General features: G+C 60.4%; 14 protein-coding genes. 13 read left to right on the forward strand and 1 reads right to left on the reverse strand.

Annotated elements, in window-relative coordinates; translation table 11 throughout:
* The first annotated feature begins 432 nt into the window (after positions 1–432).
* On the forward strand, positions 433–1512 hold the full coding sequence (locus tag ACM6IK_RS02015; RefSeq protein ID WP_414872919.1) for a 3-deoxy-7-phosphoheptulonate synthase: 1080 nt from the start codon (positions 433–435) through the stop codon (positions 1510–1512).
* Positions 1513–1569: 57 nt separating this feature from the next.
* Here ACM6IK_RS02015 and ACM6IK_RS02020 read toward each other — a convergent pair whose 3' ends face one another.
* A complete protein-coding gene (locus ACM6IK_RS02020; protein WP_414872920.1) occupies positions 1570–2634 on the reverse strand; it encodes a hypothetical protein in 1065 nt (354 codons plus the stop codon).
* A gap of 338 nt (positions 2635–2972) precedes the next feature.
* Between ACM6IK_RS02020 and ACM6IK_RS02025 the strand changes: the two genes are divergently transcribed.
* From ACM6IK_RS02025 to ACM6IK_RS02080, 12 genes are all read left to right on the forward strand, one after another.
* Complete coding sequence (locus ACM6IK_RS02025; RefSeq protein ID WP_414872921.1) at positions 2973–3854, forward strand: esterase/lipase family protein; 882 nt, start codon at positions 2973–2975, stop codon at positions 3852–3854.
* 107 nt (positions 3855–3961) lie between these two features.
* Positions 3962–4243, forward strand: coding sequence for a peptidylprolyl isomerase (locus ACM6IK_RS02030; RefSeq protein ID WP_414872922.1), 282 nt, complete (start codon positions 3962–3964; stop codon positions 4241–4243).
* A 135-nt stretch (positions 4244–4378) separates the two neighbouring features.
* Positions 4379–6247, forward strand: coding sequence for an extracellular solute-binding protein (locus ACM6IK_RS02035; protein WP_414872923.1), 1869 nt, complete (start codon positions 4379–4381; stop codon positions 6245–6247).
* Positions 6247–7308, forward strand: coding sequence for a microcin C ABC transporter permease YejB (locus ACM6IK_RS02040; RefSeq protein ID WP_115947860.1), 1062 nt, complete (start codon positions 6247–6249; stop codon positions 7306–7308). Before ACM6IK_RS02035 ends, ACM6IK_RS02040 begins: the two co-directional genes overlap by 1 nt.
* Positions 7308–8330 (forward strand): ABC transporter permease, encoded by a 1023-nt coding sequence (locus tag ACM6IK_RS02045; protein WP_414872924.1) that lies wholly within the window; start codon positions 7308–7310, stop codon positions 8328–8330. The genes ACM6IK_RS02040 and ACM6IK_RS02045 overlap by 1 nt, the downstream gene beginning before the upstream one ends.
* Before the next feature lie 41 nt (positions 8331–8371).
* Positions 8372–9949, forward strand: coding sequence for an ABC transporter ATP-binding protein (locus ACM6IK_RS02050; protein WP_414872925.1), 1578 nt, complete (start codon positions 8372–8374; stop codon positions 9947–9949).
* 133 nt (positions 9950–10082) lie between these two features.
* A complete protein-coding gene (locus ACM6IK_RS02055; protein ID WP_414872926.1) occupies positions 10083–11522 on the forward strand; it encodes a sigma-54 interaction domain-containing protein in 1440 nt (479 codons plus the stop codon).
* Between the two features lie 264 nt (positions 11523–11786).
* Positions 11787–13178, forward strand: a complete 1392-nt coding sequence (locus ACM6IK_RS02060; protein WP_102702089.1) for a GntP family permease — start codon at positions 11787–11789, stop codon at positions 13176–13178.
* Between the two features lie 7 nt (positions 13179–13185).
* Positions 13186–13959, forward strand: a complete 774-nt coding sequence (locus tag ACM6IK_RS02065) for a 3-hydroxybutyrate dehydrogenase (RefSeq protein ID WP_108217301.1) — start codon at positions 13186–13188, stop codon at positions 13957–13959.
* Between the two features lie 118 nt (positions 13960–14077).
* Positions 14078–16033 (forward strand): acetoacetate--CoA ligase, encoded by a 1956-nt coding sequence (locus ACM6IK_RS02070; protein WP_414872927.1) that lies wholly within the window; start codon positions 14078–14080, stop codon positions 16031–16033.
* A gap of 190 nt (positions 16034–16223) precedes the next feature.
* A complete protein-coding gene (locus tag ACM6IK_RS02075; protein ID WP_414872928.1) occupies positions 16224–18761 on the forward strand; it encodes a PAS domain-containing protein in 2538 nt (845 codons plus the stop codon).
* Positions 18762–18844: 83 nt separating this feature from the next.
* Positions 18845–19120 (forward strand): peptidylprolyl isomerase, encoded by a 276-nt coding sequence (locus ACM6IK_RS02080; protein ID WP_007898282.1) that lies wholly within the window; start codon positions 18845–18847, stop codon positions 19118–19120.
* The last annotated feature ends 113 nt before the right edge of the window (positions 19121–19233 follow it).

Here is a 19233-nt window from a genome sequence, read left to right on the forward strand (position 1 = left end):
GCGCCCCGCGCTCGGTTGCGGCTGCCCGGGTGAATGACGGTTGTGCTCCGGTCAGCTTTTATTTTGGGTATTGGTTTAGCCACTGGCGCGCCTGATACCCACACGGCGCCCACTTTAAACGGGTCGCCACCAGAGAATTCTCAACCCCCGGTCGGCCTCCCGACCGGGGGTTTTGTTTTTTCAGTCCCGACACTTTTAGCGACACACCAGACATTTAGAGGATTCAGCACATGAACTACGCCACTTATTACCGTCAAGACAGTTTTACCGCCTGGCGATTTACCACCCTCCGCTCGGGACAGCCTGCCGCCTCCGATCGGTCACCCACAGGTGGCAAGCACACACACGCAGCCAATCCGGCCAATTGTCGAACACCCCAGTAGGGCCGAGCGCGCGGGCACGAACCCGCGACCAGCCCAGGAAGCCTTGAATATGAACTCGTCCGTCTCCGCACTGCCGCTGTCCACCATGAGCCCTGCCAATGAAGCGCTGACCCTGCGTCTGCCCAGCTCATTGCAACTCAAACAGCAATTGCCCCTCAGCAATGCCCTGTCCCGGCAAGTCACCGCCCACCGCCAGGCGGTTCGCGCGATCCTCAACGGTGAAGACTCCCGCTTGCTGGTCATCGTCGGCCCCTGCTCGATACACGACCCGAAGTCAGCCCTCGAATACGCCGGCAAACTTGCCCGACTCGCCGCCGAAGTCAGCGACGAAATGCTGCTGGTGATGCGCGCCTACGTCGAAAAACCCCGCACCACGGTTGGCTGGAAAGGCCTGGCCTACGACCCGCACCTCGATGGCAGCGATGACATGGCCGCCGGCCTGACGCTGTCCCGCGAGCTGATGCGCGAGATGCTCCGCCTGGGCTTGCCCGTGGCCACCGAACTGCTGCAACCGATGGCCGCCGGTTACTTCGACGACCTGCTGAGTTGGGTGGCAATAGGCGCACGCACGACGGAGTCGCAGATCCATCGGGAAATGGCCAGCGGCCTGGGCATGCCTGTTGGGTTCAAGAACGGGACTGACGGTGGTGTCGGTGTCGCCAGCGACGCCATGCGCTCCGCGGCTCATCCCCATCGCCATTTCGGTGTCGATAGCCAGGGACATCCGGCGATCATTCAAACTCCGGGCAATGCGGACACTCACCTGGTATTGCGCGGCGGCCATCGCGGGCCGAACTACGACAGCGCCAGCATTGCCCAAGTGAACAGCGACCTGACCAGACTCAGGATTCCGGCTCGGATCATGGTCGATTGCAGTCACGCCAATAGCGGCAAAAACCCGTTAAACCAACCAGCCGTGTTCAAGGATGTACTTGAACAACGCCTGCAAGGTGATCGTTCGCTGATCGGCATGATGATCGAGAGCCATTTGTTCGAGGGCTGCCAGCCGTTGAGTTCGTCATTGCAATACGGTGTGTCAGTGACTGATGGCTGCCTCGGCTGGGCCGGGACAGAACAACTGTTGCTTGAAGCAGCAGATCGGCTGTGGGCATCAAACAACGCCCGATAATCAGCATCATCCATGTGCCCTCCGGCCTTCATGCGAACACTGGAGGGCAAATGGCAGTCAATGCCCCATCAGGGACTGCACTTGAACCAGTGTCACTCCGGATTGCTGGCGGGTGCCGTCAAGGCGCTCGACTGAATAGGAAACACGGATCGCGGAGTCTCGATGCTCCCTCCAGAACCGGTAGGGAACGATGAACACCAGTGGCTCGCCCGCAGTGTCTCTGGTTATTTCGCGCTCGTTACAGTGATTGAACTTCTCCCCGTCGCATCTCAGGTAAATCAGTTCACCTCTATCAGCCCTGGCGTTTTCGATGACGACGGTCACGCCATCCTGTGCATCATGCAGATCCACCCAACCTTCGTCGGCCTCCAGCACAATGGGCCCTGGCAGTGGTCGCTGTTCCAGGATGTCGACCATCAGTGCCGTGACTTCAGAGTAACGAGGCCCCTGACCTGCTTGCTTGACGCAATAATCGATGGAAACGGAGGAGCCCAGATTCGGCGCAATGCACTCTGGACTGACCCAAAACGACAGTTCCTCCCCCACCGCAAAGGACTCGACCTTGAGTGCATCACTAAAACTTCCTTCGACCGAGACGCCAGCCCAGGTCAGCAATACCCAGTCGCCCGCCGCCATGCGTGCATAGGGTTTGATCGTAACGATCGCCCCTTCTTTCACCCGATCCGGATCAAGCGTTCTACCCACCGCGTCGTTCACTGTCGCAGGCAACAGGTCGGATTGCACATCACCCACACTCAGTTGCAAACGGTGGGAGTGCACGGGCTCGGCAAAACGGGTGCTCGTGAGTGAGTAACTGATTTCGAGTGAACCACCGTCAAGCGTCGCAATATGTGCGCTAACCACGGCAAAGATCATATCCTCGCCGACCCGGTCCTCAGTGACAAAGCGCGCGACCTGATGGTTGCAGGCGACACCATCAGCATCCAGACCCGCCCAACTCAATAGCAATTTGTCGCCGCAGGTCATGCCCGGATAAGGCTGGACCCTGATGACGGCTTTTCTGTCAGAGGGGTTTAGAACGCCGTTTTCCGCCTGTTCAAGTATTGGAGCTGGTAATGGTTGCTGCGCGAGATTCAAGGTATCGGGTTCGTAAACAGTCATTCATTCGCTCCAGTCCTTGGAATAAACACCGAACAGGTGGCCGGCTTTGGATGACGACTATTTAACCTCACGGCAAACAGCCGTGATGTCGGCCTCTCACCCCGGCTCGCTCGGAAAATCGATACATACGAAGTAGGTTTTTGATCAGCAGCAACCTGATTGCCGTGAAAAGTCATCAATTTATTCCGACTAAGGCCTCAGCCGCACTTGAACATTCGCACTTGTTCTATTCCGCATTCCGCAAGTTTCGGCGGACTTTTCATACATCGCGCCAACCTCGAGTGTTTTAGAGTGAAACGCCATGCAGTCCCAACGAACTTCTGTGCAAAGGAATGAACATGCAAAGGAATGCAAGCACTTGTTATCCAATACTGCTGGTCCACGGCCTTTTCGGCTTCGAAAGAATCGGCAAATTCGAACTCTTTCACGACATCAGGCAGGCGTTGAGGAACGCCGGAGCAAGGGTGTTCGTCCCCTACATGTCGGCCACCCATGACACCGAGGTACGCGGTGACCAATTGCTCACGCAGATCGAGCGGGTACTGGAAGGAACCGGTTCACGCAAAGTCAACCTCATAGGTCATAGCCAGGGCGCACTGACCGCACGTTATGCCGCAGCGATAGCGCCACACAGCGTGGCGTCGGTGACTTCCGTCAGCGGGCCGAACCATGGCTCGGAACTGGCCGATTTCCTGCGCAAGGCATTGGCACCGGGCTGCCTTCCGGAACAGGTGGCCGAGACGGTGGTGACCCTGTTCGCCGACTTCCTCGCAACATTGAGCGACAACCAGTACCAACCGCAGAACGCCATTGCGGCCCTCAATGCGCTGACCACCGAAGGCGTAGGCGCATTCAACGACAAATACCCGCAAGGGCTGCCCACCCTCTGGGGTGGCAAGGGGCGTGAACGGGTCAACGGTGTGCGTTACTACTCGTGGAGCGGCGTGCTGCAGTCGAATGTTCTCGAGGCCGGGCTCAATGCGTTCGATCCGCTCAACGCGTTCTGCCGGGCCCTTTCCGGTTATTTCGTCACGGAAAGCGAGCAGAACGACGGGTTGGTCGGTCGCTTCAGTTCCCATCTGGGTACGGTTATCCGCTCCGACTATGCGCTGGATCATCTGGACACCATTGGTCAACCGACCGGCCAGTTGCGCACAGGTGTCGACCCGATCGAACTGTATGTCCAGCATGCCGAACGCTTGAGAGACGCAGGCCTTTGAGGTGCCACCTGCCATGGGTCCCGCGTGGAACGGAACTTTGAGGAGAAATAGCTCACTGAATCCGGTAGGCTCAGCACTTTATCGAGTATTGAAAGGAGTATTTTTCCATGGCTAAAGCCACTGCCCGTCACATCCTTGTTGCCTCCGAAGCCAAGTGCAACGAACTCAAGACCCAAATCGAGACTGGCGCCGATTTCGCCGAAGTTGCCAAGGCAAACTCCACCTGCCCTTCCAGCCGCCAGGGCGGTGACCTGGGTTCGTTCGGTCCAGGCCAGATGGTCAAGGAATTCGACACCGTGGTTTTCAGCGCACCCATCAATGTGGTGCAGGGCCCGGTCAAGACCCAGTTCGGTTACCACCTGCTGGAAGTGACCAGCCGTCAGGACTGATCGACGCTTGAACTACTCTCACAACGGCCCGCCTTTTGGTGGGCCGTTGTGTTTCAGGTGCGTAATTCGGCTGGCGAGGGACGCGCCGCTAGCGTACAAATTGTCGTTAACGACCACCCGGCTCTAAGGCTGACAATGCGACTGGCTTTCCCTACCTTGTTGTTCACGGCCGTGACCCTGCTGTCGGGTGCCGCGGGTGTGAATGCGACACCACAAGCGGCAATGACCGTATACGGCGAACCGGCCAAATACCCTGCCGGTTTCAGCCATTTCGCCTACACCAATCCGCTGGCCCCCAAGGGCGGCACGATGCGGCGCTCGGCGATCGAAATCGGTCAATTCGACCATGTCTTGCCTTACATCGACAAAGGCATCGGCGTCACGCAGATCGATGGCCTGCTCTATTCGCCTCTGGCACAGCGCTCGCTGGACGAACCGTACACCGTGTACGGCCTGGTGGCAGAAAAGATGGAGCGCGCCGAAGACGGCCAGTCCCTGCGCTTTTACCTCAACCCCAAGGCGCGTTTTGCCGATGGCAAACCGATTACCGCCGAAGACGTGCGTTACTCCTTCGACCTGCTGATCACCCAGGGCAGCCTGCGCTACCGCACCCAGTTCGCCGACGTCAAAGGCGTCGAAGTGGAATCGCCGCTGACTATCCGCTTTGATTTCAAGAACAACGAAAATCGTACCCTGCCCCTGGATATCGCGACCTTGCCGGTGTTTCCCGAACACTGGTGGAAGAGCCGCGATTTCGCCAGTGGCGGCGGCTATGAAGCGCCGCTGGGCAGCGGCCCCTATAAAGTCGGCAAGATCGACTCCGGACGCAGCATCACCTTCGAGCGCAATCCCGATTGGTGGGGCAAGGACCTGCCGGTCAGTCGTGGCCTGTACAACTTCGATCACTTCAGCATCGAATACTTCGGCGATACCGACGTAGCGCGCCAGGTGTTGCGCGGTGGCGCCTATGACTACAACCGGGAATTTTCCGCCACCGCTTACTCCATCGGCTACGACAGCCCGGCCCTGAGCGACGGTCGCCTGCAAAAGGCCCATCTCGCCACAGAGGCGCCGCAGCCGGCCCAGGGTTTTGTGTTCAATCTGCAAAAGCCCATGTTCCAGGACCGTCGCGTGCGCCAGGCGCTGGCGATGCTGTGGGACTTCGAGTGGACCAACCGGCAGATGATGCGCGACATGTACATCCGCCAGCAGAGCTTTTTCTCCAATACCGATCTTGCGGCCCGGCAACTGCCGGATGCGGGTGAGCTGGCGATTCTCGAACCGCTGCGTGGGCGGATTCCCGACGAAGTATTCACCAAGGTGTTCGAAGCGCCGAAGACCGATGGCAGCGGCGTGATCCGCGACAAGCAACTGCAAGCCCTGGACTTGCTCGAACAGGCCGGCTGGAAACCCGATGGCGATCAACTGGTCAATGCCGACGGCGAGCCGTTGAGCTTCACGTTCCTGATCAGTCAGAACGGCATGGACCGTCTGCTGCTGCCCTATAAACGCACGTTGAAACAGATCGGCATCGACCTGAACATCCGCCGCATCGACTCGTCCCAGTATGTCAATCGCCTGATGAGCCGCGACTACGACATGATCGTCACCGGCTATCCGGTCACCACCTCTCCGGGAAACGAACTGCTCAATTATTTTGGTTCGGCGGCGGCCACCGACCCGGGATCAAACAACTACATGGTGTTGAAGAACCCGGCAGTGGACACCCTGATCACCGGGCTGATCCGTGCCAACACCCAGGCTGACATGCTGCATTACGCTCACGCCCTGGACCGGGTGCTGCAATGGAATTACTACTGGATTCCCAACTATTACCCGCCGGGCACCTCGACGGTCTGGTGGAACCGCTTTGGCATCCCGAACGTGCAGGCGAGCAACGACGAAGCCATCGAAAGCTGGTGGGAGATGAGCACCACGCCATTGACCAACCAACAGATGACGGCCGAGCGTATCCGCCGTGGCAAACCCGGAGGACCGCACTGATGTGGGCTTATATATTACGGCGCCTGCTGCTGATCATTCCGACGCTGGTGATCATTCTTCTGGTCAACTTTGTCATCGTCCAGGCCGCGCCGGGCGGGCCGGTCGAACAGGCCATCGCACACCTGCAAGGCATTGGCGGCGCAGCAGTTGGCGGCGGTTCCGGCGAAGCCATGAGCGGCAAGTCCCGGGCCAGTCGCGGGCTCGATCCGCAGTTGATCAAGGACATTGAAAAACAGTACGGCTTCGATAAACCGGCACACGAACGCCTCTGGCTGATGCTCACCAGCTACGCACGCCTGGACTTCGGCAAGAGCTTCTTCCGCGGCGCTACCGTCACCGACCTGATCCTCGAAAAAATGCCCGTGACCATTTCCCTCGGGCTCTGGGCGACGCTGATCACCTACCTGGTGTCGATTCCCCTGGGCATCCGCAAGGCCGTGCATCATGGCAGCCAGTTCGACATCTGGAGCAGTACCGCGATCATCATCGGCTATGCCATGCCGGCGTTCCTGTTTGCGATGTTCCTGATCGTGGTCTTTGCCGGTGGCACTTCACTGAACTGGTTCCCGGTTCGTGGACTGGTCTCGGACAACTTCGACTCGCTATCGACCCTGGGCAAAGTGGCTGACTACTTCTGGCATCTGGTGTTGCCGGTGACCGCGCTGGTGATCGGCGGCTTCGCCACGCTGACCATCCTCACCAAGAACTCGTTCCTCAATGAAATCACCCGCCAGTATGTGGTCACTGCCCGTGCCAAGGGCTTGAGTGAACGACGAGTGCTCTATGGACACGTGTTCCGCAACGCCATGCTGCTGGTGGTGTCGGGCATTCCCCAGGCGTTCATCAGTGTGTTTTTTGCCGGTTCCCTGCTGATCGAGGTGATCTTCTCCCTCGACGGCCTGGGCCGCATGAGTTACGAAGCAGCGGTATCCCGGGACTATCCGGTGGTGTTCGGCTCCCTGTTCATCTTCACCCTGTTCGGCCTTTTGATAAAACTGGTCGGCGACCTCTGCTACACCCTGGTCGACCCACGTATCGACTTCGCCGCGAGGAACGCCTGATGTTCAAGCTTTCACCGTTGGCACGCCGGCGCTTCGAGCGCTTCAAGAAAAACCGCCGGGGCTGGTGGTCACTCTGGCTGTTTGTCGGCCTGTTCCTGATGACCCTGGGCGGCGAACTGATCGCCAACGACAAACCGCTGATGGTCAGCTACCAAGGCCAGTGGTACTTTCCGGTCTTCAAGCGCCACACCGAACAGGAATTCGGCGGGCAGCTGCCATTCCAGGCCGACTACCGCAGCGACTACGTGCAGAAGCTGATCGAGAAGGACGGTGGCTGGTTGCTGTTTCCACCGATTCCGTTCAGTGACGACACACCCAACTATGACCTGAACATACCCGCCCCCAGTCCGCCCTCCAGCATCAATTGGCTGGGCACCGACGACCAGGCACGGGACGTTCTGGCCCGGGTGATCTTCGGTGCCCGGGTGTCGATCCTGTTTGCCTTGATGCTGACCTTTGTCAGTGCCCTGATCGGCATCGCGGCCGGGGCACTGCAAGGTTATTACGGCGGCTGGGTGGATTTGCTCGGCCAGCGCCTGCTGGAGGTGTGGTCCGGGTTGCCGGTGCTGTACCTGCTGATCATCCTGTCGGGTTTCGTCGAGCCGAATTTCTGGTGGCTGCTGGGGATCATGGCGCTGTTTTCATGGCTGGCCCTGGTGGACGTGGTGCGTGCCGAGTTCCTGCGCGGGCGCAACCTGGAATACGTCAAGGCCGCGCGCGCGCTGGGCCTGACCGACCGCAAAGTCATCGTACGGCACATTCTGCCCAACGCCATGAACGCGACCTTGAGCTACTTGCCGTTCATTCTCACCGGAGCGATTTCCACCCTGACGGCGCTGGACTTCCTCGGCTTCGGCATGCCTGCCGGCAGCGCTTCCCTGGGCGAGCTGATCGGCCAGGGCAAGCAAAACCTGCAAGCACCGTGGCTGGGCCTGACGGCGTTCTTCACTTTGGCGCTGATTCTTTCTTTACTGGTGTTCATTGGCGAAGCACTGCGCGACGCTTTTGATCCGCGATCTTGATCCGCGATCTTGATGCATGCTCTTGAATACGGAATGTTGATATGACCAACCTGATCGAAATCCGTGACCTCAGCGTGGCCTTCAGCGGCCAGACCGTGGTGCGCAATCTGTGCCTGGACATCCGTCCCGGCGAATGCCTGGCGCTGGTGGGTGAATCGGGTTCGGGCAAGTCGGTGACGGCCCACTCGATCCTGCAATTGCTGCCGCAAACCGATACCGAGACAACGGGCAGCATTCGCTATCGCGGCCAGGAACTGGTGGGCACCGATGCCGGCAAGTTGCGACAACTGCGCGGCAATCGCATCGCGATGATCTTCCAGGAGCCGATGACCTCTCTCAACCCGCTGCACAGCATTGAAAAGCAGATCGGCGAAACGCTGCTGGTGCACAAAGGCCTGGCGGGCAAGGCGGCGCAAGAGCGGATTCTCGAATTGCTGCACCTGGTGGGCATCCAGAAACCCGAGGAACGCCTCAAGGCCTATCCCCATCAATTGTCCGGCGGGCAGCGCCAGCGGGTGATGATCGCCATGGCCCTGGCGTGCGAACCGGAACTGCTGATCGCCGACGAACCGACTACTGCGCTGGATGTGACGGTGCAGCGCAAGATCCTGCTGCTGCTCAAATCCCTGCAACAACGGCTGGGCATGTCGCTGTTGCTGATCAGCCATGACCTTAACCTGGTGCGCAGTATCGCCCAGCGCGTGTGCGTGATGAAGGCCGGGGAAATCGTCGAGCAGGCGCCTTGCGAAATCCTGTTCACCGAACCGAAGCACCCTTACAGCTGTGTATTGCTGCACGCCGAACCCGAGGGCGAAGCCTTGCCCCGGGACGAGCGCGAAAACGTACTGGAGGTGGACAACCTGCAGGTGCGGTTTCCCGTCGGTGGCGGCCTGTTTCAACGCAAGACCTGGCTGCGCGCCGTCGATGGCATCAGCCTGAATATTCAGCACGGCAAAACCCTGGGCATCGTCGGTGAGTCCGGTTCCGGCAAGTCCACCCTGGGTCAGGCGATTCTGCGTTTGCTCGACTCCGAAGGCGGTATCCGCTTTCAAGGCCAGGCACTGGACGGTCTAACGCAAAAACAGCTGCGACCGTGGCGCAAGAAGATGCAGGTGGTGTTCCAGGACCCCTTCGGCAGCCTCAGCCCAAGGATGTCCGTGGCACAAATCATCAGCGAAGGCCTGGAAGTGCACAGCCAGTTGAGCCCTGAAGAGTGCAATGCCGAAGTGATCCGGGCATTGAGCGAAGTCGGCCTCGACCCGCAAAGTCGCCATCGCTATCCCCACGAGTTCTCCGGGGGGCAGCGCCAGCGTATCGCCATCGCCCGGGCGCTGGTGCTGAAGCCGGCGCTGATCCTGCTCGACGAACCGACCTCGGCGCTCGACCGCACGGTGCAGAAACAAGTGGTCGCCCTGCTCCGCCAGCTTCAGGAAAAACACGGTTTGACCTACCTGTTCATCAGCCATGACCTGGCGGTGGTGCGCGCCCTGGCCCACGACATGATCGTGATCAAGGACGGCAAAGTGGTGGAACGCGGCGCCAGCCATGAGGTGTTTGATTCGCCGCAGCATCCGTACACCAAGGAGCTGTTGGCGGCTGCGTTGTTGGGGCAGGCATAATCCTCAGACCACGTCGCCCCAATCGCGAGCAAGCTCGCTCCCACAGGGTTTTGTGAACGACACAAATTCAATGTGGGAGCGAGCTTGCTCGCGATGAGGCCTGCACAGGCAATAAATCATCAGGATCAAGCCCATGAACACCACCGAAAGCCTCAAGGACTACCAGCGCGTTCGCTTGCTGGCGATCCGCTCGTTGTTCGAGATCATCGAGCAGTCGAGCGAGGGCACGGTGATTGTCGACCGCGATGCCAACATCGTCTGGATGAATGAGCGTTATGCCCGGCGCTTCGGCCTGCAATCGGCGCAAGGCGCAATCGGCAAGCCCTGCGAAAGCGTGATCCCCGGCAGCCTGTTGCGTGAAGTGGTGCGCAGCGGCCGGCCGATTTTGCTGGATATGCAAGACACTCCCAAAGAGCCGCTGGTGGTCATGCGCCTGCCGATTCACGATGACGCCGGCGTAGTGATCGGTGCCATCGGTTTTGCCCTGTTCGACGAATTGCGCAGCCTGTCGCCGATGCTCAAGCGCTACATGAGCATGCAGGAAGAACTGGCTTCCACCCGCTCGCTGCTGCGGGCGCGGCAGACCAAATACAACTTTGCCCATTTCATCGGCACCAGCGCCGCCAGCCTGGAAGTCAAACGCCGCGCCCGGCGCAGTGCGAGTACCGAATCGCCGGTGCTGTTGCTTGGTGAAACCGGTACCGGCAAGGAGTTGCTGGCCCAGGCGATCCACAATGCCTCGCCCCGTGCGCACAAGGCGTTTGTCAGTGTCAACAGCGCGGCGATTCCCGAATCGCTGCTGGAGGCCGAATTCTTCGGCACCGCCCCCGGCGCGTTCACCGGTGCCGACCGCAAGGGCCGCGCCGGCAAATTGCAGATCGCCCAGGGCGGCACACTGTTCCTCGACGAAATCGGCGACATGCCGCTGCCCCTGCAAAGCAAACTGCTGCGAGTGTTGCAGGAAAAGGAATTCGAGCCGGTGGGCTCCAACGAAGTGATCCAGAGCGATGTGCGGGTGATCGCCGCAACCTCTACGGACCTGGAAGCGGCGATCAAACGCGGCGAATTCCGCGCCGATTTGTACTACCGCCTCAATGTGCTGCCGATCCAGGTTCCCCCCCTGCGCGACCGCCTGGATGACGTGCCGGCGCTCAGTGAAGCAATTCTTGAGGAACTGCGCAGCCAGCATGAACTGCACCACGAAGCCCTGGAACTGTTGGGGCAACACGCCTGGCCGGGGAACATCCGGGAACTGCGCAATGTGCTGGAGCGGGCCGCGCTGCTCAGTGATGACTTGCGCCTGACGGCGGCGGACATCCGCGCGGCGATTGGTACGTTCACCCAGGTGGAGCGCGTGGCGCCCTTGACCGTCGAGCCGCTTGCCCATGAGACGTTCAGTGCCGCGCGGGAGCGATTTGACCGGCAATTGATTGAAACCACCCTTGCGCAATGCGGGGGCAAGGTAATTGATGCAGCGGCACGGCTGGGGCTTGGCCGGTCGACGTTGTACAAGAAGATGGTGGCGTTGGGGATCGTCGAGTCTCCACAAAGAGACATGCATCTCCATTATTAGACAGATCTTCGCGAGCAGGCTCGCTCCCACAGGGAGACAGAGTAGTTCGGGAGAACACGGTCTACTGTGGGAGCGAGCTTGCTCGCGATGAGGCCAGCACAATCGCCAAAAGTCTCCAATCAGAGACAAAGCACTCGAATCCAGCCCACAAAAATCAAATATATCCTTATATTTCAACAACTTAAACATCTGGCACAAAACTCGCTACACGCCTCTCCTACCAGGCTTCACCCAACAAAAATAACAACCCAGGAGAGACACACCATGAGTGTGATCATTGCCTTGGCAGCCCTCGCGCTGCTGATGCTGGCTGCCTACCGTGGCTACAGCGTTATCCTCTTTGCCCCGATTGCCGCCCTCGGCGCTGTCCTGCTGACTGACCCGTCTGCCGTCGCCCCCGCTTTCACCGGGGTGTTCATGGAAAAAATGGTCGGTTTCATCAAACTGTATTTCCCGGTCTTCCTGCTCGGCGCGGTGTTCGGCAAGCTGATCGAACTGTCCGGTTTCTCGCGCTCCATCGTCGCCGCGGCGATTCGCCTGCTGGGCACCCGCCAGGCGATGCTGGTGATCGTGCTGGTCTGCGCCTTGCTGACCTACGGCGGCGTGTCGCTGTTTGTGGTGGTGTTCGCGGTCTATCCGTTTGCCGCCGAGATGTTCCGCCAAAGCAACATCCCCAAGCGCCTGATTCCGGCGACCATTGCCCTGGGTGCGTTCTCGTTCACCATGGACGCCCTGCCCGGCACGCCACAAATCCAGAACATCATCCCCAGCACGTTCTTCAACACCACCGCGTGGGCGGCGCCGTGGCTGGGGGTGATCGGCACGATCTTCGTGTTCTGTGCCGGCATGCTGTTTCTCCAGCGCCAGCGCAACAAGGCCCAGCGTGCCGGTGAAGGCTATGGTTCTGACCTGCGCAATGAACCGGAAACCGCCGCCGACCTCAAGCTGCCCAACCCGTGGCTGGCACTCTCGCCACTGCTGGCGGTGGGCATCATGAACCTGCTGTTCACCCATTGGATTCCGCAGGTGTATGGCAAGACCCATAGCCTCGCGCTGCCGGGCATGGCCGCGCCAGTGACCACGGAAATCGCCAAGCTCACGGCGATCTGGGCGGTACAGGCAGCCTTGCTGGTCGGCATCCTCATGGTGCTGGTGTTTGGCTACAAGGCGATCAGCCGCAAGCTGGCCGAAGGCAGTAAAAGTGCGGTGAGCGGTGCCTTGCTGGCGGCGATGAACACCGCCTCGGAATACGGTTTCGGCGCGGTGATCGCGTCCTTGCCGGGCTTTCTGGTGCTGGCCGACTGGCTCAAGAGCATTCCCAACCCACTGGTCAACGAAGCGATTACCGTGACCCTGCTGGCGGGCATCACCGGTTCCGCCTCGGGTGGCATGAGCATCGCGCTGGCGGCGATGTCCGAGCAGTTCATCAGCGCCGCCCATGCGGCGAACATTCCGCTGGAAGTGCTGCACCGGGTCGCCGCCATGGCCAGCGGTGGCATGGACACCCTGCCGCACAACGGCGCCGTCATTACCCTGCTGGCGGTCACCGGGCTGACCCACCGCGAAGCTTACAAAGACATTTTCTGTATTACGCTGATCAAGACCCTGGCGGTTTTCGTAGTGATCGGCACCTTCTACGCCACTGGCATTGTGTGAGGTATTCATGACGACTCTTTCGGGCAAGACCGCACTGGTCACCGGTTCCACCAGCGGCATCGGCCTGGGGATAGCCCTCAGCCTGGCCAAGGCCGGGGCCAACCTGATTCTCAACGGCTTTGGCGATGCATCCAGGGTGATTGCCGAAGTCGAACAGTTCGGCGGCAAGGTCGGCCATCACCCGGCCGATGTCAGCGATCCGGCACAAATTGCCGACATGATCGCCTACGCCGAGCGCGAATTCGGCGGTGTCGACATTCTGGTCAACAACGCTGGCATTCAACACGTGGCAGCGGTGGATGAGTTTCCGGTAGAGCGCTGGGATTCGATCATCGCCATCAACCTGTCCTCGGTGTTCCACAGCACCCGTTTGAGCCTGCCAGGCATGCGCGCCAAGGGCTGGGGCCGGGTGATCAACATTGCTTCGGTGCATGGCCTGGTCGGCTCGGTGGGCAAGTCAGCCTATGTCGCCGCCAAGCACGGGGTGATCGGCTTGACCAAAGTGGTCGCGCTGGAAACCGCGACCACCCAGGTCACCTGCAACGCGATCTGCCCAGGCTGGGTATTGACGCCGCTGGTGCAAAAGCAGATTGATGATCGTGCCGCCAGTGGGGTTGATCCGCAGCAGGCACAGCATGATTTACTTGCTGAGAAACAGCCATCGCTGGAGTTCGTGACACCGCCGCAACTGGGTGAACTGGTGCTGTTCTTGTGTAGCGAAGCCGGCAGCCAGGTGCGTGGCGCGGCGTGGAATGTCGATGGTGGGTGGTTGGCGCAGTGATCAGCCGCTGAACCGCGTTATAGTTCATCGCGAGCAAGCTCGCTCCCACAGGTTCTGTGGTGTCTGTGGGAGCGGGCTTGCCCGCGAATGGATCTAAAGACATAAGAAGAGGCAAATCATGTCCGACATCCTCTGGCAACCTGACGCCAAACGCATTGGCAAGACCCGCATGGAGGCCTTCCGGCGTTTCATCAATCAGCGGCATCACCTCAAGATTGACGACTACCCTGCCCTGCACCAATGGTCCATCGAGCAACGCCCGGACTTCTGGCAGGCCATCGTCGACTTCTTCGACATCCGCTTCCACGAGCAACCCGACGCGGTGCTGCTCGAAGGTCCGCAGATGCCCAGCGCCCAGTGGTTCCCCGGCGCAACGCTGAACTTTGCCGAACACCTGCTACAGCGTCGCGATGATGCGATCGCCGTGATAGCCGTTGGCGAAAACGGTCTGCGTGAACATTTGACCTGGGCCGAGCTCGCGGAACATGTCGCCGGCTTTCAAAACGGGCTGATCGCGGCCGGTGTCAGGGTTGGCGACCGGGTCGCCGCGTGCATGCCCAACACCTGGCAAACCCTGGTGGCCATGCTTGCCACCACCAGCCTTGGCGCAATCTGGTCCTGCTCTTCGCCCGACTTCGGCACCCAAGGGGTGGTTGACCGTTTCGGCCAGATCGAACCGAAAGTGCTGGTGACCTGCGCCGGTTATCGCTACGCCGGCAAGGAAATCGACCAGACCGCCAAGGTCAACGAGATCCTCGAGCGCTTGCCGTCGTTGCAGCAGTTGATCATCGTGCCCTATGCGCGGCCGCACACGCGGATCGAACACTTGCGCACCCCGGCCAATGTGACGCTGTGGAACGATTTCTATGAACCTGGCGGCGAGCCGGATTTCGTCCCAGTGCCCTTCGCCCATCCGCTGTACATCCTCTACTCCAGCGGCACCACCGGCGTGCCCAAATGCATCGTCCACAGCACCGGCGGCGTACTGCTGCAACACGTCAAGGAACACGGCCTGCACTGCGATCTCGGCCCCGGCGAGCGGCTGTTCTACTACACCACCTGCGGCTGGATGATGTGGAACTGGCTGGTGTCGGCATTGGCGGTCGGCAGTGCGGTGGTGCTGTACGACGGCTCGCCGTTCCACCCCGACCCGCAACGCTTGATCGACCTGATCGACGACGAGGGCATCAGTGTCTTCGGCACCAGCCCCAAATACCTCGCGACCCTGGAAAGCAGCGGTATCAAGCCCCGTGAAAGCCATGACCTGGGTAGCCTCAAGATGCTGCTATGCACCGGCTCGGCGCTGTCGCCGCACAGTTACGACTACGTCTATCGCGACTTCAAGGTTGACGTGTGTCTGGCCTCGATGTCCGGTGGCACCGACATCGTCTCGTGCTTCGTCAACGGCAACCCTGTGTCGCCGGTCAGGCGCGGCGAAATCATGGGCAAGAGCCTGGGCATGGCCGTCGAAGTGTGGAACGACGCCGGCCAACCGGTGATCGGCGAAAAAGGCGAACTGGTCTGCACCCGGCACTTCCCGGCGATACCCGTTGGCCTGTGGAACGATCCCGACGGCGAGAAACTGCGCAAATCCTATTTCAGCCTGTTCCCCGGCGTCTGGGCCCAAGGTGATTACGCAGAACAACTGCCCCATGGCGCAATGATGATCCACGGTCGCTCCGATGCCGTGCTCAACCCCGGGGGCGTGCGTATCGGCACGGCGGAAATCTATCGTCAGGTGGAGAAAGTCCCCCAGGTGCTCGACAGCGTGGCCATCGGTCAGCAGTGGCAGGATGACGTGCGGGTGGTGCTATTCGTACAGTTGCGCGACGGGGTCGAACTGGACGAGGCGCTGCAACAGCAGATCCGCCAGACGATTCGCGTCAACACCACGCCACGCCATGTGCCGGCGAAGATTGTCGCAGTCACCGACATTCCCCGGACCATCAGTGGCAAAGTCGTTGAGTTGGCGGTACGCCATGTGGTGCACGGGCAGAAGGTGAAAAACACCGATGCCCTGGCCAATCCCGAGGCGCTTGAGCAGTACCGAGACAGGCCCGAACTCCAGTCTTGAAACCCGGTTACCTGTGGGAGCGAGCTTGCTCGCGATAGCGGAGTGTCAGTTGACATCAATGCAAATTGACCCGACGCCATCGCGAGCAAGCTCGCTCCCACATTTACCGCTCAAGCCTTCGAATCAACCTGTGTCTGCCACCTGTGCAAGAATAGACGCCTGCTATAGCGAATTGGCGCAGGACTCCCGGATGAACGCAACACCAACCGCCAGCGATGCCCAGGCCTTGATCGCCCGAATCGACTGGGCAAGCAGCCCGCTGGGCGCGGCCAGCACCTGGCCACAAAGCCTGCGAACCGCCGTGGATATCGTGATTCACTCACCGATGCCGATGTTGCTGCTATGGGGCCCGCAACTGACGCAGATCTACAACGACGGCTTCGCCCTGCTCAGCGCAAGCAAACATCCACACGCTTTCGGCCAACCGACACACTTGATCTGGCCAGAGTTGAAAGACTTTACTGACCCGATATACAGCGCCGTTCTGCAAGGTCAGGTGCGGACCTACAGCGAGCAGCGCTTCACCCTGCAACGTGAGGGCCGGGAGACTGACCTCTGGCTCGACCTGACCTACAGCCCGATCCGTGACGAAAGTGCCAAGGTGGCCGGGATCCTGGTCACCGCCATCGAAACCAACGAACGCCGGCGTATCGCCCTCGAACTCGAACAGCGCTCGGCGGCCAGCCTCAAGGCCCAGCGTGAAACCGAGGAGCGCCTGCAACTGGCCCTCGCCGCCACCGATGCGGTCGGCACCTGGGACTGGGACATCAGCGAGGACCGTTTCATCGCCGATGCGAATTTTGCCCAACTGCACGGCATCGACCCGGCCATGGCCAGCCAGTTGCCGATCAGCGAGTACCTGCACGGCGTACACCCGCAAGACCGCGCCCTGATCGCCCGCAGCATCAAGCATTGCATCACCCACGGCACTGAGTACGCCGAGGAGTATCGCCTGCTGCAAACCGACGGCCAGATGCGCTGGGTGTTTGCCCGCGGTCGCTGCTACAAGGATCACCACGGCCGGCCGATGCGCTTCCTCGGCGCCGCCCTGGACCTGACCGAACGCAAACACACCGAACAGGCCCTGCGCCAGAGCCAGACCGAGCTGCAACTGATCATCAACGCCATGCCGGTCCTGATCAGCTACGTCGACCGCGAAGAACGCTTTCGCCTGAATAATGCGGCGTACCTCGACTGGTACGGCCTGACGCCGCAAGAGCTTTACGGGCTTACCATTCTTGAAGTGCTCGGCGAAGAAACCTATGCGCTATGCGCCCCGTACATCACCGAGGCACTGTCCGGCCGGCCCTGCAGTTTCAGCATCAGCACGCCACACCGCGACGGCAGCATCCGCCAGGCCTTGATGAATTACCTGCCACGCCACGGCGCAGACGGCGCGGTAAACGGTTTCTACCTCTTCGTGATCGATGAAACCGAAAGCAAAAAGACCGAAGAAGCCCTGCGCAACCTGAACGAAACCCTTGAGGAACGGGTTGCCGCCCGCACCCGCCAACTGGCCGAGGCTAACGAGCGCCTGCAGAATGAGATGTTCGAACGTGAGCGTGCCGAAGACACCTTGCGCCATGCCCAGAAAATGGATGCGGTCGGCCAGCTTACCGGCGGCATCGCCCATGACTTCAACAACATGCTCACTGGCATCATCGGCAGCCTCGACCTGATGCAGCGCTACATTGCCGACGGCCGTACCAGCGAGATCGGCCGATTCACCGAGGCGGCAGTGTCCTCGGCCAACCGTGCTGCCGCCCTCACCCATCGCTTGCTGGCGTTCTCCCGGCGGCAGTCGCTCAACCGCAAGCCGCTGAACCCCAACAAATTGATTCACTCGCTCGAAGACTTGTTCAGTCGAACCAAGGGCGACCACATCGAACTCAAACTGCAACTGGCCGAAGACATCTGGCGGATCAGCACGGATGTCAGTCAGTTGGAAAACGCCTTGCTCAACCTGGTGATCAACGCCCGGGACGCCATGCCCGATGGCGGCGTGCTGCAGATCGAAACCGCCAATGTGCACCTCGACGGCAGCGACATCACGACTCTGGAACCGGTCAAGGCCGGCGACTACGTGATGATCACCGTCAGCGACAACGGCGCCGGCATGACGCCCTTGGTGCTGGCCAAGGCATTCGACCCGTTCTTCACCACCAAGCCCATTGGCCAGGGCACCGGCTTGGGCTTGTCGATGATTTACGGTTTCGCCCAACAATCGGGGGGCCATGTCAGTCTGTTCAGCCTGCCCGAACGGGGCACCAGCGTGCGTTTGTATCTGCCGCGCCTGCATTCGGTCGAGCCGGAAAAAGTCCTGTCGCCCGTGGTCGGCGAGGCACCGGCGGCAATTGCCGGCGAAACCGTGATGCTGGTCGAGGACGATGCGGCGGTACGCATGCTGGTACTGGACCTGCTCAAGGAGCTCGGCTACCGCGCCCATGAAGCCGAAGATGCCAAGGGTGCCCTGCCGGTGCTGGAATCAGACCTGCGGGTGGACCTGCTGGTGACCGACGTCGGGTTGCCGGGCATGAACGGCCGGCAACTGGCAGAAATCGCCCGCCAGTACCGCCCCGAACTGAAAGTACTGTTCATGACCGGTTATGCGGAAATCGCCGCCGAGCGCCAGGGTTTCCTCGAAGATGGCATGGACATGGTGGCCAAACCGTTTTCCATCGACCTGCTGGCCAACAAGATTCGCACGATGATCGGTCAACCGCACTGACTTGAGGCATAATCGCGCCCCCCCCCCCGCTGGCACCCACATAGCCACCCACATAGCCACCATCGTTGCAAGGTAACCGCCACATGAAAGCTCAAGCCCGCCATATTCTGGTGAAAACCTCGGAAGAAGCCGAGCAGCTCAAACAACGCATCGCCAAGGGTGAAGCGTTCGATGTCCTGGCCAAGAAGTACTCGACCTGCCCCTCGGGCAAGCGCGGCGGTGACCTCGGTGAAGTGCGCCCGGGGCAGATGGTCGGCGTGATCGATGCGGTAATCTTCAAGAAACCGCTGCGGGTGGTGCATGGGCCGATCAAGAGCAAGTTCGGGTATCACCTGGTGCAGGTGTTTTACCGGGATTGATCGGTTGGCTTTAGTGCGCCATCGCGAGCAAGCTCGCTCCCACAGGGGATCTGCGCCGTGCACAAATCAAATGTGGGAGCGAGCTTGCTCGCGATCCGATGGCGCAGCCAGCG

The organism is Pseudomonas sp. IT-196MI5, from assembly GCF_949767415.1.
Classification (GTDB): domain Bacteria; phylum Pseudomonadota; class Gammaproteobacteria; order Pseudomonadales; family Pseudomonadaceae; genus Aquipseudomonas.